Origin of the sequence: Sunxiuqinia indica (assembly GCF_009847015.1) — a bacterium.
Classification (GTDB): domain Bacteria; phylum Bacteroidota; class Bacteroidia; order Bacteroidales; family Prolixibacteraceae; genus Sunxiuqinia; species Sunxiuqinia indica.
In genome coordinates, this window is sequence record NZ_WVEM01000002.1 from 365,073 (window position 1) to 379,442 (window position 14,370).

Consider the following 14,370-nt stretch of genomic DNA (forward strand, 5'->3'; position numbering starts at 1 on the left):
CATGGGGAAACTATACATTGTACCAACGCCAATTGGAAATTTGGATGACATCACGCTTCGTGCCATTAAAGTGTTAAAAGAAGTTGATTTGATATTGGCCGAAGATACACGGACATCTTCCAAATTGCTGCATCATTTTGAGATTCAGAAAAAAGTCTTTTCGCACCACAAGTTCAACGAGCATAAAACGGTTGAAAGCCTGGCGCAACGAATGGCATCGGGCGAAAACCTGGCTTTAATTTCGGATGCCGGAACGCCGGCAATTAGCGATCCCGGCTATCTACTGGTAAAAGCTTGCATCGAAAACGACGTGGAAGTTGAATGCTTGCCCGGAGCTACGGCACTTATTCCTGCTCTGGTAAATTCCGGACTACCGAACGATCGGTTTTGTTTTGAAGGCTTTTTACCACCTAAAAAGGGACGGCAAAAAAAGCTGAAACAGTTAGCCGACGAGGAGCGCACCATGGTTTTTTACGAATCGCCCTACCGGCTGGTCAAAAGTCTGGAGCAATTTGCCGAGTTTTTTGGAGCCGACAGAATGGCCTCTGTCTCCAGAGAGTTGACTAAGCTTTTCGAAGAAACGAAGCGGGGTACCGTTGCCGAACTGGCTAATTATTTTAAAGCCAAAACAGTAAAAGGCGAAATTGTTATTGTTGTTGAAGGGAAAAAGTAGAATTGGCAGACTGCAACAACCATGAAGAAATACGAGCAGCTTTTTTTTGATCTGGATCACACGCTTTGGGATTTTGACGCAAACTCGAAGCTAGCCTTAAAACAAACGTTTGATGAACTTGCTCTAAATGATCAGATTAAAGACTTTGAAGCCTTTTTCAGCTATTATCAAGGAGTCAATCACCAACTATGGGAAGCCTACAGAAATAAGGAAATTCGGAAACCAGATCTGATCAAAAAACGCTTCGAAGATACCTTATCTCATTTTAATGTTGAAGGGATTGACCCGGTCGAAATGAATGAGCAGTACCTCGAGCTGATGCCATTGCAAACAAAGCTATTTCCGGGAGTGGTTGAAACACTCCATTATCTGAAAGAGCGACGCTACCAAATGCACATTATTACAAACGGGTTTACCGAAGTCCAACATCGTAAAATTTCAACAAGCGGACTTGATGTTTTCTTTGATCGAGTCTTTACTTCAGAAGCTGTTCAAATTCCTAAACCTGACAAGCGCATCTTTCTGCATGCCCTAAAGTGTTGTAATTCAAAAAAGAAGACGAGCATCATGATCGGTGACTCTTGGGAGACAGACATACTTGGAGCCAAAGGGGCTGGCATTAGTCAGGTGTATGTTTCTGAAAATATGAATATTTCTGATGTACCTCTGGTTGACATGGGGGTGGGTGATGATTTATTTACCATATCGGCTGACCGCGCCCATCTGAAGACCTACTGTGTTAAGAAAGTCGAAAACCTAACAAAACTATTCTAATTATAAATAATCAGAGATTTGGACAGGCGTCCGTAACCACTGTTTGAAAAAAGCGATTTGGGTTGAGGTTTTTTTCGGCAAAGAGTCACATCTAACGAGGAGGGCAATTCCCTTTTGAATAATCTTGTCGTAGAGATATTCAAGAACATAGTAGCTTTTAGATTTCGGTATATTCGAATGCAGCACTTTCAATGTTATTTAACAATACACAGTTAAACAATATAGGTCGACGAATGTTAAAAAAAGGTGGAATATAAATGGGTAAAGGAAAGATAGAGATGAGCGAAGAACTCACATCGTTGATTAATTACACATACGCTTTTTCGGAAAATGGTCTTTCCTTGTAGTTGTGATAAATCATTTTTGCTGCTCAAAAACGGGTGACTTATTTAACGGTTGAGGCAGATTTGGGTGTTTCAGGAAATTGAATAACGCATTTTTTTTGCTCTAATTGATAAAATATACTCCCGGGTTAAATTAGGGATTTAATATATGTTTTTATGTCAAAACACAGTTGTAAAATTTACAATTAACTATAAAATACAAATTATGAAACATAGAAAGTTGTTAGTGCTTAATTTGCTGATTGCAGCAGGAATATTATTTGCAACTCAGTCGTGCACCAATGCACAAAAGCAAAATCACGAGAATGAATCGTCCATGAATGCCGAAAAGAGCGTTGTGGAATCTGACGTGTCGGTAAACAAAGCAGTTTGTGTTCTGCATCCTACTGAAGGAAACGATGTACACGGTATTGTAACATTTACCAGAAGCGGTTCAGATATAAAAATAGTTTTTCATGGCGAAGGCTTTACACCAGGGAAGCATGGTTTCCACATTCACCAATACGGAGATTGTTCGGCATCTGATGGAACTTCCTCTGGAGGACATTTTAATCCTGAAAATACAAAACATGGTTCAGCTTCTGATGACGAGCGTCATGTAGGCGATTTTGGGAATGTTGAAGCTGATGAAGATGGTACGATTCATTTTGAAATGACAGATTCAATGATAAGCTTTAGTGGCAAGCACTCCATCATTGGCCGCGGAATTATCGTCCATGCCGGTGAAGACGATTTAACGTCGCAGCCTACCGGAGCAGCCGGAGCTAGAGTTGCCTGCGGTGTAATAGGCATTGCCGAGTAATATTTTTAGATGAAACGACCAAGAGAAGTATTTTTACATATACGAGAATGATTATAAATGGGAGTTTCATCGGAGACATAAAAATAATTGTAAAACAAAAAGAGCCGTTGACAGGGAATTTTCCCTTGCTACGGCTCTTCCTTTTGTTTACTAACTGATTGACTTCCTATCTTGTTATTCTTTTGCTTTATTTAGTTCAATATCACAAACAATGTCAATTTTCTTACCCACTACCAGTCCACTAGTAAATGTTTTATTCCAGTCTACATTGTAGTCAAAACGGTCAATGGTTCCGGTTATTTTAAATCCGGCGCGTACAGCCCCCATCGCTTCTACCGTTCCATTGTGTTTAACATGAAGCACTTCTTTTTTGGAAACGCCGCGGATGGTTAATACACCTTCAAGGTTATATTCTCCTTTTGTGGCGGTTTCTTCCAGTTCTCCCGTAAATGTTATTTCAGGATATTCTGTCACACTTAAAAAATCATCAGAGCGCAGGTGCTCGTCTCTTTTAGAATTGTCGGTATCAATACTTTTCGCATCAATAGTCACCTTGACGTTGGCTCCGCCAAAATCTTTACCGTCAGCAGAAACTTCCACATCGTAATCGGTAAACTTACCATCTACCTCAGAAATTGCCATGTGAGTTGCGGAAAATTTAACTTTTGTGTGGGCTTTGTCGGCTACCCATTTTGTTTCTTGTGCCACGAGGTTGATTGCATGCAAATTGAATACAAATAAAAAAATGTACGCTAGTGTTTTCATAACTTATAATTTATTGATTTTTAAATAATTTCAAACTAATTCATTCCTGTTTGTTGGTTCCCCAGCCTGATCTTTCATTCGAACGAACAAATGGGGAAAAGCCGGTTTATATGCCCACGTGCACGAAATTTCAGCTTCTGTTCTGAAAATTTCAATAATCGATAATTCAGCAGGCATAATGTATTTATTTTTTCTTTTTCTCGGCTTCCACAATATTTTCAATTCCTTTGGCTACAGCATCGGGATTAAACGAAACACTGTCGATTCCGCATTCGACCAGGTATTGTGCCATTTCGGGGAAGTCGCTAGGCGCTTGTCCGCACAAACCTATTTTGCGTTCTTTGGAGTGCGCTTTGTCAATAGCCCATTTAATCAATGTTTTCACGGCATTGTCCTTTTCGGAAAACAAGTCGCTCACCATTTCTGAGTCGCGGTCAAGTCCCAGTGTCAATTGTGTAAGGTCGTTGGATCCGATAGAAAACCCATCGAATATTTCCGCAAAATCTTCACCGAGAACTACGTTACTTGGTGTTTCGGTCATCACATATATATCAAGGCCGTTTTTACGGCGTTTCAATCCGTTTTCGGCCATCACCCGCTTTGCCTTTTTCCCTTCTTCTACAGTACGGCAGAACGGAATCATCAGTTTCACATTTGTGAGTCCCATGTCATCCCGCACTCTCCGCATTGCCTGGCATTCCAATGCAAATCCTTCTTTGTATTTATCGTGATAATAGCGGGAGGCACCCCGAAAACCAACCATCGGATTTTCTTCTTCCGGTTCGAATTCCTTACCGCCAATTAATTCGGCATATTCATTCGATTTAAAATCACTCATCCGCACAATTACATCTTTCGGATAAAAAGCGGCGGCAATGGTAGCCACTGCTTTCGATAATTTATCGATAAAATATTCTTTTTTATCGTCGTATCCTTTGGTGAGCTTTTTAATTTTCTTTTTTGCTTTCTTGCTTTTCAGGTTATCGTAATTTATAAGTGCCATTGGGTGCGCTTTGATGGAACTGTTAATGACAAACTCCAGTCGCATCAATCCTACACCGTCAACCGGAAGCGTGGCATTGTTGAAAGCGGTAGCAGGATTCGCAAGAATAAGCATTACTTCAGTATCAGGTTTTCCAATTTTATCCAGATCAATTTCATCTTCGTTCCAGTCAAGGATTCCCTCAAAAATGCGCCCCTCGCTTCCACTGGCGCACGAAACGGTAATTTCCTGCCCGTCTTTTATTTGATCGGTGGCATCTTTTGCGCCAACAACAGCTACTGCGCCTAACTCGCGGGCTACAATTGCCGCATGACTGGTTCTGCCTCCGCTGTTGGTAATAATGGCTGAGGCTTTTTTCATCACCGGATCCCAGTCCGGGTTGGTAATCTCGGTTACCAAAACATCTCCTTCCTCCAGTTTGTCGGCCTCGTCGGGCGAATCGAGAATTTTTGCTTTGCCGGCAGCAATTTTATCACCAATACCCACGCCGGTAAGCATCGGTTTGTTGCCTCCATCTTTCAGACTGAATTTCTGCAGCTTGCTTGGTTTTTCTTTGGAAGAATGTACTGTTTCGGGACGAGCTTGTACGATAAATAATTCATCGGAATTTCCGTCTTTTGCCCATTCGATATCCATGGCTTTGTTGTAATGTTTCTCAATTTCGAGACACCACTTCCCGAGCTGAACCAACTCCTCATCCTTCAATACATATTTCTTTCTCTTTTTAGACGGAGTCTTTTTATTTTTGATGGTTTCGTCGTTTTTCTTCTTTTTCTTGTAAACCATCATTTTCTTTTTCGAGCCTACTTTTTTGGAGAGAATGGGGTCTTTGTCATTTTTCAACGCTTCTTTAAAAAGATAAAATTCATCAGTGCGTACAGTCCCCTGCACCACATTTTCTCCGAGTCCCCATGTTCCGTTTACCAGAATCACATTTTCAAAGCCACTGTCTGGATCAATGGTAAAAGCGACACCTGCCGAAGCTTTATCGGAACGTACCATTTTTTGCACGCCTACTGAAAGTGCCACATTCATGTGTTCAAAATCATTCTCTTCGCGATATTTTATGGCGCGGTTGGTAAACAACGAAGCCACACATTTTTTCCAGGCTTCCAGCAATTCATCTTCATTTTTAATGTTGAGGTACGTTTCGTGCTGCCCCGCAAAACTTGCATCGGGTAAATCTTCGGCAGTAGCACTGCTCCGTACAGCAACACTTTCCAGTGATTCTTCACGCTTTTTCAGTTCATTGTAACCATCGAAAATAGCTTTTTCAATGTCTTCGGGAATGGTGGCTTTCATTAATAATTTGCGGCACTTTTTGCCCGCTTTTTTCAGCTCGGTGGAATCATCATCATTTAACGAAGAAAGTGTCTCTTTAAGCTGATCTTCCAACTCATTTTCACGGATGAATCTCCAGTAGGCTTCAGCTGACGTAGCAAATCCGTCGGGGACATTAATACCCTTCGAACTTAGCTGCTGAAACATTTCGCCCAACGAAGCATTTTTTCCGCCAACTTCTTTAACATTCGAGTTATCAAGATCTTCAAATTTATAGATGAGTTCCATAATCAATTATTTCAATTTTTTATAAACACAGATGTCGTCTTCACTGTGTTTCCTGCTTTCGTTCAGTGGTATACGTGAGGTTTATTCTCGGGCTTTTGTTTCGATGGAATAGATTTTCTTTTTTCGTGAGTTTTTCCTTTACTTGCCTCTGCACCTCAAATTATTCCACAATCAGTTTGCCTTTCATTCCGGCCTGAAAATGTGCTCTGAAAGTGCAAACGTACTGGTATTCGCCCTTTTTGTCGGGTACTTTAAAAGTTACAGAATCCGTTTCTCCATCACCAAGCATATCGGTTTTTGCAATAATCTTGTCGGTCAGCGCCGGATCAATGTATTCTGATTTGGGGTGTTGTAATCCTTTGGTAACAAAGTTCATTGGGTCAGTCCCTTGTTTTAGCAACACCCAGTTGTGCGACATCTGACTTTTGTCCATTGCACTAACCGTTTTCAACGTTATTTTCAGGGTTTCGCCCGGTTTTGCCTTAATTGTTTCAACTGTGTACCTCAACTGGTCGTGCCCTTCGATGTATATTTCGCGAGGCTGACTGTAGGCAGCCGGTACAATGAGGATTAACACTAATAACTGTAAAATTATACTTTTAGCTTTCATAATGTGATTTCCTTAAATTTTTAATTCCTGAAAAGCCTTTCGGGAATTAATAAAGTCCTCCAATGATTCGGATAGCGTTTCTGTAGGCTCGAATCTGGAATTCATTCTCTGGTTTTATATCCAACAAGTCCGCAAGTCGGGTAGGGATATTTGTTATTTTTTTATCGGATTCAGGCGCAGAAGTAATGACGAACTACTTGCTATTCAATGGTAATTTCATTCACAATATCTACAATACCATCAGTATACAGGGCGATATCATGGATTTCCTTCCTGATAACGTCATTGGCAACCGAGCCTGAGAGATGAATAATACCGGTCGTTACTTCTGTAAAAATTTTGTCCGTGTCGATAAGTGGGTTTCTTTCGAATGCTCTATTAACATCATTTGCAATCTCTGTATCAGAATGTATCGTTGATGGTTTTACTGAAATCTGATTACTAACATCAACAACACCTTTGGCGGACGCTGCAATTTTCTCTGCTTTCGTTTTTTCACGCGATCGGGAAACGGTACCGGATAAAGTCACCTTTCCGTTTTCCGCTTCAACTTGTATGTTTACCGGATTAATTCCATCATTCCATCTTAAAATATTCTGAATGCTGTCCATTATTTCAAGATCGTTTGTAACCGGTTGTTTGGGATTAAATTTAACTACCAGTTGGTTTTCGATATCGTGGTTACGGGCTATAAGCATCGTCTCTCTGGCGGCTTCAAGTTTACTGCTGTAACTGTCAACAGTTCCCTTAAGCAGTACTTTATCATCCCCGACCTCGATATTAATATCCTTAGTATTTATATCGCCATTCCAGACAAGTTGTTCAACAATATTCTTTTTGACAATTTCATTTGGTAGTGGTTTCATAATGTATGTCCTTCTTTTTTATTGAGTTCGTGTGTGAATTAAGGAGCTCGATAATCGTACCAAGGACTTACCGTTGATGGATGTTTTTTTTGGGAGTTTGAGTAGCGTGCTGATAGTTAGATGGTTGTGGCTGAGTTGGCTAGCAGAGAGCTAGGCGAATATGTTGAATTTTTGAACAAGTTGAGGAATTTTACACACACATTTGTGTATCAATCAATTTGATGAGAATGTTGACCATCTAATTATATAGGCAACTGATAGATTAGTCGGCTATAATTTTATAAAATTTGGTATAAAATAAAATTGCTGTTTCATACGGTCAGCTTTCTTTATGAGATGCTTACGAACAGTCGAAAGCTTTATCATGGTTATCGAATTCTAGTTTTACTTCAATTAAACGTATTATTGGTTGCTCGGTAAGTCCACCCCAAATGTGTTCTTGAATAGGTTGCAGAAACATCCATCTATACCCGACTTTTGTTGGCGTTTTTCAGTATAACGGGAAACTTTTCGGTAGTTTTTTTGTTTTGATGGGTGTTAAAACGAGGGAAATGCTCGAAATATTCTTATCTACCGTTGAAATATTTTAGTTTTTCTATCAAAACATCAGTGCCTTTATTTTTATCGAAGAAATAATCAGCTCCCATTCTTAAACAAACATTTTTAGTCTGAATATTCAGTGATAGAATTATTACAATAATATTCAATCTGGTTTTTCTTATTTTTTTCAGAATGTCCAATCCATTTCCGTCCGGGAGTCTTAAATCCAGAATAACCAATTGTGGCTCTTCGTTTTTAATCATTTCAAATGCTCCATTATATGTATTAGATATCCCTGCAAGTGCTAAATTCCCGAAATCATCGATCTTATTTTTTATCCATCCAGCCACTTCAGCATTATCTTCTACTAAAACAATCTTTACGGGGTGGGAGCTGGAGGCTATTCGGTTTCTTAGAGCTGTCATAGCTAAAATTGTGGCAATAATCGGCTTATAAATTCAGAATTTATAATCTGGGATGAGCAACAAATCAACTTTTTAATAATTCGCTTGAAGAAAGAATGTGTTTCTCGATGGTTTTTAATATTTGTTCTTTACTAACCGGCTTGGATAGAAAATCGATACAACCCGCTTCTAATGCTTTCTGTTTTTCTTGATTAAAGACGTATGCTGAATAAGCGACAATCGGAACTTCTTTCCGGATTGCTTTAATTTTACTCGTCGCTTCCAATCCGTCCATCACCGGCATTTTTATATCCATTATTATGATATCAAACGAAGGATCCTTGCTGAAAATGTCTACCGCTTCTTTTCCGTTAGAAGCGTGTACAAGTTGACATTGTTCTTTTTTGAGAATTGCTTCAAGAAGCACGTAATTTGACATCTCATCTTCTGCAATTAGGATTTTTTTACCAGCCAATTTCAAATTAGGTGAGTCTTCGTTGCGTTCATGCACCGAATTTATGTTTGTACTTTTGAAGATATGAAGTGGAACAGAAAAGAAAAAAGTAGTTCCTTTTCCAGACTCGGATTCAAACCAAATATCCCCTCCCAGTTTTCCCGCTAGTTTTTTAGCAATCGTCAAGCCAAGGCCATTTCCGTCGTAAGTTCTGCATAAGCCGGAATCAGCTTGTCGAAAAGGCTCAAATACGGTATCCTGGTGTTTGGAGTCTATACCAATTCCGGTATCCTGAACCGAAAAAATAAGATTTTTACCTTTTGTTTTTGCTGATAAACTTACTTTCCCTTGCGAGGTAAATTTAAGTGCATTATTGACAAGCTTTTTCAGGATTTGAAAAAGCTTGATTTTATCAATTACAATCGTCTGATCTTTTAAAGCTGGGGCAATTTCAGATTCAAATAAAACAGCTGTCTTTGCAAATCGGACTTTTTGTTCGTTTACAAAGGTTTGAAGCTCTTTCGTGAGCTCCACTTTTTCTTCGCAAAGGGTATGAATTCCACTGTCAAGTTTTGATACCTCAACCAGGTCGGTAACAGTGTTGACAAGTCGCTCACCACTCTCGCGCATAATCCGAATAAATTCTCTTTTTTCTTCTTTCGAATAATTGTAGCTATCGTCTTCAAAGAAATTGATAAAGCCCAATATTCCGTTAAGCGGAGTACGAATTTCGTGACTGATATTGTTTAAAAATGCAGATTTAAGTTTTTCCGATTCTTCTGCTTTTTCTTTTGCGGCAATTAATTCCAGTTCCATCTGTTTTCTGGATGTGATGTCGTCGATAGTTGCCAGGTAAGTATTTTGTCCGTTCTTTTTTAAAAATGCAGTGGAAATTAACAGTGTTTTAATAGTCGATACGCCATCTCGCAGGAGTTCTATTGAAATTTCCTTTTTATTGTATTCAGCCTTTTGGGTGATGGTATTGCGAATGATCTCTGAAAGCTGGCACTTTATACATGCACTGGCAAAACCACAATTAATGGTTCTGTTTCGAGTGCTTTCACAATTGAGAATGTCTCCAATTCGCTTATTAAAAAGGTTTTCATTGTCTACGTTGAATTTTAATATCCCCTTGTGGTTGATTCGGATAATCCTTGATTCCTCGTCAAAAAGAATGATTGTTGATGGTGTCTTGTTGAAAATGGTGTTCAATTCGAGTTCGTTCTCGGCTGCAATATTGCGCGATTCTTTCAATCGCATTTCATAGTTTTTTCTTTTAGAAATATCACGGCCGCTGCTTAAAACTAACTTTTGATTGTCTATTTCAATGAGTTTTGAAACGATTTCAACATAGATTAACTGATTGTATTTGGTGATGTAATTCGTTTCAAAACTAAACATCCCTTTTTGTCGGATGATTTCAATCCTTTTATCCCAATTTGTAAGGATATCATCAGAAGCAAAATCGCCAATATTCATTGATGCAAACTCGTCTCTTGAATACCCAAGCGTTTTGCAGGCGTAGTCGTTAACCTTAAGTATGTTTCCGTCAAAATCGTGCAGAAACATGGCATCATTTATTTCATTAAAAAGCAGTTCAAATTTTTTGCTTCGCTTTTTCTTTTCCTTCACGTTTCTTTCTCCTCTGCCCATCTCTAAATTTTATATCTGCGTCGCTATTTTTCCGGATACAAAGATGGAAGGGTTTAAAGTTTATTGCAATAAGCAGATTGCTTAATCTCGTGTTTGAGTATTCTTATCTTCTGAAGAGGTGAACAACGGAAATTGGATGTTCAGAAAAATGGAAAGTAGTTAAAAAGGTTAATCGTCGAGTGAGGTTAAACCCGATCGGATAGCATATTTGGTTAGTTCGGGCAGGGTTCGTAACTCGAGTTTATCCATAATATTCTTCCGGTGTGTGTCTACTGTTTTTGAGCTAAGGAAAAGAATTGTCCCGATTTCTTTTGACGATTTTCCTTCGGCAATTAACTGAAGAATTTCTTTTTCACGTTGGCTTAAATCGGTTTCTTCTTCCTCTGAGTTATTAATTAATTCATTAATGGCAACTTCCGAAATTTTGTTACAAACGTACTTTTTGTTAGCAATAACCGTGTTTATGGCTTTTATCAGTTCACTTGCGTCGGCATCTTTCAATATATAACCAAAAGCACCAGCATTAAACATACCGGTCACAAACCTTTTGTTGGAGTGCATCGATAAGGCGATTATTTTACATTCTGGATTCTCCTTAACAATCTGACGGGTGGCTTCAATTCCGTTTAAACCGGGCATGGCGATGTCCATTACTACAACTTTAGGTTTTAGTTTAGAACATAGTTCCAAGGCCTCCCTTCCATTATCCGCTTCCCCCACTACTTTCATATTCGCGATTTTTTCAATTACATTTTTGAGACCATCGCGGAGAATTTTGTGATCATCGACTAAAACGATTTCAATTTGCATTTATGCGGATGTTAGATTATTCTAAAGGTATATAAATTTTAACTTCCGTTCCTTTTTTCATTTCTGAATAAATTGAAATTCTTCCATTCAGATTTTGAATCCGTTCTCTTACGGTAAAAAGACCAAACCCACCTTTGCCTATTTTTATTTGTGGTATGTTTTTGACATTGAATCCCTTACCGTTGTCGGAAATCATGATTTCAAGTTCGCCATTCAAAGCTTTGAGAGAAATGTCAATATTTTTTGCTTGCGCATGTTTTACACTATTATTGACTAACTCCTGTACTATTCGATATATGAAAATCAAATTAGATTCGGTGATTTGTAGCTCATTTACATTCGACGAAAATGTTGTTTTTATGCGGTGTTCCTCCTCTGTTTTTTCTGCAAGCCAATACAAGGTTTCAGTTAGACCAAGTTCGTACAACACAGGTGGACTAAGGTCGTAAGTTATCTTTCGGGTGTTTTCCAGTGCTTCTGAGATGTAGTTTATTACTGCTTTTAACTCATCCAGTATTTTGGGGCTGGTAGTATCTTTCTGAATATCTGTTAATTTCATTTTTGATATGACTAGCAGTTGGCTTAAATGGTCATGAATATTGGCTGCAATTTCTTTTCGTTGTTTTTCCTCAGATAATGCAATTTCTGTTGTCAGCATTTTCAACGATTTCTGGTATTCTTTTAGTTTCCCTTCCGTTTTTTTTCGTTTTGTGATATCTCGAATTACACTTACAACACCCAAGGACCATCCATCTTCTTCTTTTATGGTTGAAACGGTATTCTCGGTTTCAATTATATTTCCGGTTTTATGTTTCATTTGAAATTCAGTGTGAAACACACCTTCTTTTTCAAGTTTCGGTACACTTCGTTTTCCAAACTCTTCAAACATTTTCTGATTAATATGTAGCCGTTTCGTTTGTTTGCCTACAATCTCCTTTGGTGAATAACCAAAAATGCGTTCAACGGCAGCATTAGCCAGTTTTATATTTCTAGCCTTAGGGTCAACTAATAGAACAGCTTCATCCAGATTATTAATAATTTTCTCCAACAGTATTCTCGACTCTTCAATTTTGTGCTCGTTTATTTTCTTTTCAGTGATGTCAAGAATGATGGCGATTATTGAGTCAACTCCTGAATGATCAATGACTTGAAGGTAGGAAAGCGTCTCGATGATCTGACCATCTTTGCGAACTGCCTGAGCTTCAAAATCATGGATGAATCTGTCCTGCATTAATTGTTTAATCATTAAATCTCTTTGTTTAGAGTTTGCCCAAATAGAAATCTTCTTTGTTGACTGATTGATCAGCTCTTCTTTTGAATACCCAAATAAATCGATGTAAGCTTGATTAACCTCCATTATTGCGCCGTCCGAAAGACGGGTAAAAACAATGGCAGTTGGGTTCATTTTAAAAAGTGTTGAAAACTTTGCTTCGCTTTCTTTCACCTTTTTCTCAGTCGTGTTTTGTTGGGTTGTGTCCCTGACCGTAGAAATCATTAAATTCTGATCAAAGACCGGTATGTTTTGGGCTTCTATAATCTTTTTTTTGCCGGTGCCGGTTGTAATTTCGATATCCGTCCAAAGCATCTGGTTGGGGTCCCCGTCTTCAATAGCTTTAAACATCGTCTCTTTTATTTTCTCCCTGTATTTTTCATCCGGATAGACCTTCTCAAAAAAGCTGTCAACGTTATCCAAATCTTTTTCCGGCCAACCATATATTTTCGAGAAATTTTTATTCATAAATGTAGTGGTGCCAATATCCATTCTATTTACGGCAATTCCCAGAGGAAGATTCTTCAAGATGGTTTCGATGTAGACATTCCTTTCCTGCAAACTTTTTTTTACCTTTTCATTTTCAGCTGTTAGATTTAAAAGATCCTGCTTTTGCAATTCCAGTTCCTGAATGTATTTTCTTTTTGCTTTTATTTCGCGTTGAATTAGTAAAAACAGAAGGGCTGAGGTTAGAAAAACAAACAACAGTCCTTTGTAGGTTTGAATCGTCGTTAAGGTAGAAACTGATAGTGTGCTGCCGAAAAGATGCAAAGTAAATTCATCGGAGAAGATGATGTAAACGCAACTAGTAATCAAATAGATCAAGGAAATCTTGGTGGAGCTGTAAAACTTACTTTTTAGATTACTGATTGCCATGTTTTTGAATGTGTTGAAATGTAAGATGACTACCGAAGGGTTAATGAGCCTGGTATTAACCTTCTAAAATACAACAATATAGATCTAGCGATTGTTTTATTCTGATTTCAGAGTTTAACAACGACTTCCTGAAGATCTCAATGCTTGGAACGTGTATCTTCTTGTTCCTGTTTTTTTTCTTCTTCGTTCTGTTCTTTTATGGCTTCATCATGCTCTTTATCCCCCGAAATATCCTGCTTACGTTTTTCAAGGTTATGGATGCTTTTTTTACGACCGTAAAGTATAAGTTGATCGTTAATGGTAACCTTGGTTTCGCTCTTTGGTGTACCCAAGTATGTGCCGTCATCTCGCTGAATACCAATTAGATTAATTCCTTCTCGCCACAATTGTAATTCACGAACCTTCTTATCTAACATCCAGTCCTCTTCATTCACTTCAATCACCGTTATTTCATAATCACCTTTCAAATCAAGCAACTCAACGTAATCCCTTATCTTCAACGTTGTAAATTTCTTCAGCGCCTTTTTAATAATTCTCACCAAAATACCTTCAATCCATTTGCTTCGCGAAACGAACCACAGCGAAAACATGCTGGCTACAATTACTCCGACACGGATGATGTTCTCTGTTGAGCTTTGCCCGGTGTCGACAAAAGTTAGCATCAGTGATGTAATGGCAGAAATAATCCCAACATTACCAATTAGCATCAAAGACATTACAATTTTTCGCCGCACAGGATGGTTTACGATGCTTTCAGCTTCATAGGTGGTATATCCAACACCTGTAAATGCCGAACGAGCTTGAAATTTTGCAGCCTGTTTAGATAATCCCGTATGAACTAACGCTTCTGTAGCAATTTTCGTTATTAGTACAGAAAGCGTAAAAATTACGATTAAACTAATCAAAGAAGCCATCTTCGTTAAATTTTGTTGATGTTGTTATTATTTTTGAATTCAA

The 14,370-nt window shown here is 38.5% G+C and carries 12 protein-coding genes; 3 read left to right on the plus strand and 9 right to left on the minus strand.

Annotation, left to right across the window (positions count from 1 at the left end):
* Position 1: 1 nt before the first annotated feature.
* From rsmI to GR929_RS04810, 3 genes are all read left to right on the plus strand, one after another.
* Positions 2 to 673 carry a 16S rRNA (cytidine(1402)-2'-O)-methyltransferase gene (gene rsmI, locus GR929_RS04800; protein WP_159517793.1) on the plus strand — a complete coding sequence of 224 codons (672 nt, stop codon included), beginning with the start codon at positions 2 to 4 and terminating at the stop codon, positions 671 to 673.
* 21 nt (positions 674 to 694) lie between these two features.
* Positions 695 to 1,447: a YjjG family noncanonical pyrimidine nucleotidase gene (locus GR929_RS04805; protein WP_159517794.1), complete on the plus strand. Its 753-nt coding sequence runs from the start codon at positions 695 to 697 to the stop codon at positions 1,445 to 1,447.
* Positions 1,448 to 1,996: 549 nt separating this feature from the next.
* Positions 1,997 to 2,593, plus strand: a complete 597-nt coding sequence (locus GR929_RS04810; protein ID WP_201300906.1) for a superoxide dismutase family protein — start codon at positions 1,997 to 1,999, stop codon at positions 2,591 to 2,593.
* Between the two features lie 174 nt (positions 2,594 to 2,767).
* Here GR929_RS04810 and GR929_RS04815 read toward each other — a convergent pair whose 3' ends face one another.
* The 9 genes from GR929_RS04815 to GR929_RS04860 form a co-directional block, all read right to left on the minus strand.
* Entirely contained in the window at positions 2,768 to 3,358 is a 591-nt protein-coding gene (locus GR929_RS04815; protein WP_159517795.1) for a YceI family protein, read from the minus strand.
* Between the two features lie 184 nt (positions 3,359 to 3,542).
* Positions 3,543 to 5,930, minus strand: coding sequence for a phosphoenolpyruvate synthase (gene ppsA / locus GR929_RS04820; protein ID WP_159517796.1), 2,388 nt, complete (start codon positions 5,928 to 5,930; stop codon positions 3,543 to 3,545).
* A 160-nt stretch (positions 5,931 to 6,090) separates the two neighbouring features.
* Positions 6,091 to 6,540 carry a plastocyanin/azurin family copper-binding protein gene (locus GR929_RS04825; RefSeq protein WP_159517797.1) on the minus strand — a complete coding sequence of 150 codons (450 nt, stop codon included), beginning with the start codon at positions 6,538 to 6,540 and terminating at the stop codon, positions 6,091 to 6,093.
* A gap of 200 nt (positions 6,541 to 6,740) precedes the next feature.
* A complete protein-coding gene (locus GR929_RS04835; RefSeq protein ID WP_159517798.1) occupies positions 6,741 to 7,406 on the minus strand; it encodes a BON domain-containing protein in 666 nt (221 codons plus the stop codon).
* A 566-nt stretch (positions 7,407 to 7,972) separates the two neighbouring features.
* The gene (locus GR929_RS04840) at positions 7,973 to 8,371 is read right to left on the minus strand and encodes a response regulator (RefSeq protein WP_159517799.1); all 399 of its coding nucleotides are present in this window, start codon (positions 8,369 to 8,371) and stop codon (positions 7,973 to 7,975) included.
* Positions 8,372 to 8,435: 64 nt separating this feature from the next.
* Entirely contained in the window at positions 8,436 to 10,457 is a 2,022-nt protein-coding gene (locus GR929_RS04845; RefSeq protein ID WP_159517800.1) for an ATP-binding protein, read from the minus strand.
* Between the two features lie 168 nt (positions 10,458 to 10,625).
* The gene (locus GR929_RS04850; protein ID WP_159517801.1) at positions 10,626 to 11,267 is read right to left on the minus strand and encodes a response regulator; all 642 of its coding nucleotides are present in this window, start codon (positions 11,265 to 11,267) and stop codon (positions 10,626 to 10,628) included.
* A gap of 16 nt (positions 11,268 to 11,283) precedes the next feature.
* Positions 11,284 to 13,413 (minus strand): PAS domain-containing sensor histidine kinase, encoded by a 2,130-nt coding sequence (locus GR929_RS04855; protein WP_159517802.1) that lies wholly within the window; start codon positions 13,411 to 13,413, stop codon positions 11,284 to 11,286.
* 137 nt (positions 13,414 to 13,550) lie between these two features.
* A complete protein-coding gene (locus GR929_RS04860; RefSeq protein ID WP_159517803.1) occupies positions 13,551 to 14,327 on the minus strand; it encodes a TrkA C-terminal domain-containing protein in 777 nt (258 codons plus the stop codon).
* Positions 14,328 to 14,370: the final 43 nt, after the last annotated feature.

What these genes read in the sequence shown, in the direction of transcription:
- rsmI (WP_159517793.1), top strand. Translation starts at nt 2, where the DNA reads ATGGGGAAACTATACATTGTACCAACGCCAATTGGAAATTTGGATGAC.
- GR929_RS04805 (WP_159517794.1), top strand. Translation starts at nt 695, where the DNA reads ATGAAGAAATACGAGCAGCTTTTTTTTGATCTGGATCACACGCTTTGG.
- GR929_RS04810 (WP_201300906.1), top strand. Translation starts at nt 1,997, where the DNA reads ATGAAACATAGAAAGTTGTTAGTGCTTAATTTGCTGATTGCAGCAGGA.
- GR929_RS04815 (WP_159517795.1), bottom strand. Translation starts at nt 3,358, where the DNA reads ATGAAAACACTAGCGTACATTTTTTTATTTGTATTCAATTTGCATGCA.
- ppsA (WP_159517796.1), bottom strand. Translation starts at nt 5,930, where the DNA reads ATGGAACTCATCTATAAATTTGAAGATCTTGATAACTCGAATGTTAAA.
- GR929_RS04825 (WP_159517797.1), bottom strand. Translation starts at nt 6,540, where the DNA reads ATGAAAGCTAAAAGTATAATTTTACAGTTATTAGTGTTAATCCTCATT.
- GR929_RS04835 (WP_159517798.1), bottom strand. Translation starts at nt 7,406, where the DNA reads ATGAAACCACTACCAAATGAAATTGTCAAAAAGAATATTGTTGAACAA.
- GR929_RS04840 (WP_159517799.1), bottom strand. Translation starts at nt 8,371, where the DNA reads ATGACAGCTCTAAGAAACCGAATAGCCTCCAGCTCCCACCCCGTAAAG.
- GR929_RS04845 (WP_159517800.1), bottom strand. Translation starts at nt 10,457, where the DNA reads ATGGGCAGAGGAGAAAGAAACGTGAAGGAAAAGAAAAAGCGAAGCAAA.
- GR929_RS04850 (WP_159517801.1), bottom strand. Translation starts at nt 11,267, where the DNA reads ATGCAAATTGAAATCGTTTTAGTCGATGATCACAAAATTCTCCGCGAT.
- GR929_RS04855 (WP_159517802.1), bottom strand. Translation starts at nt 13,413, where the DNA reads ATGGCAATCAGTAATCTAAAAAGTAAGTTTTACAGCTCCACCAAGATT.
- GR929_RS04860 (WP_159517803.1), bottom strand. Translation starts at nt 14,327, where the DNA reads ATGGCTTCTTTGATTAGTTTAATCGTAATTTTTACGCTTTCTGTACTA.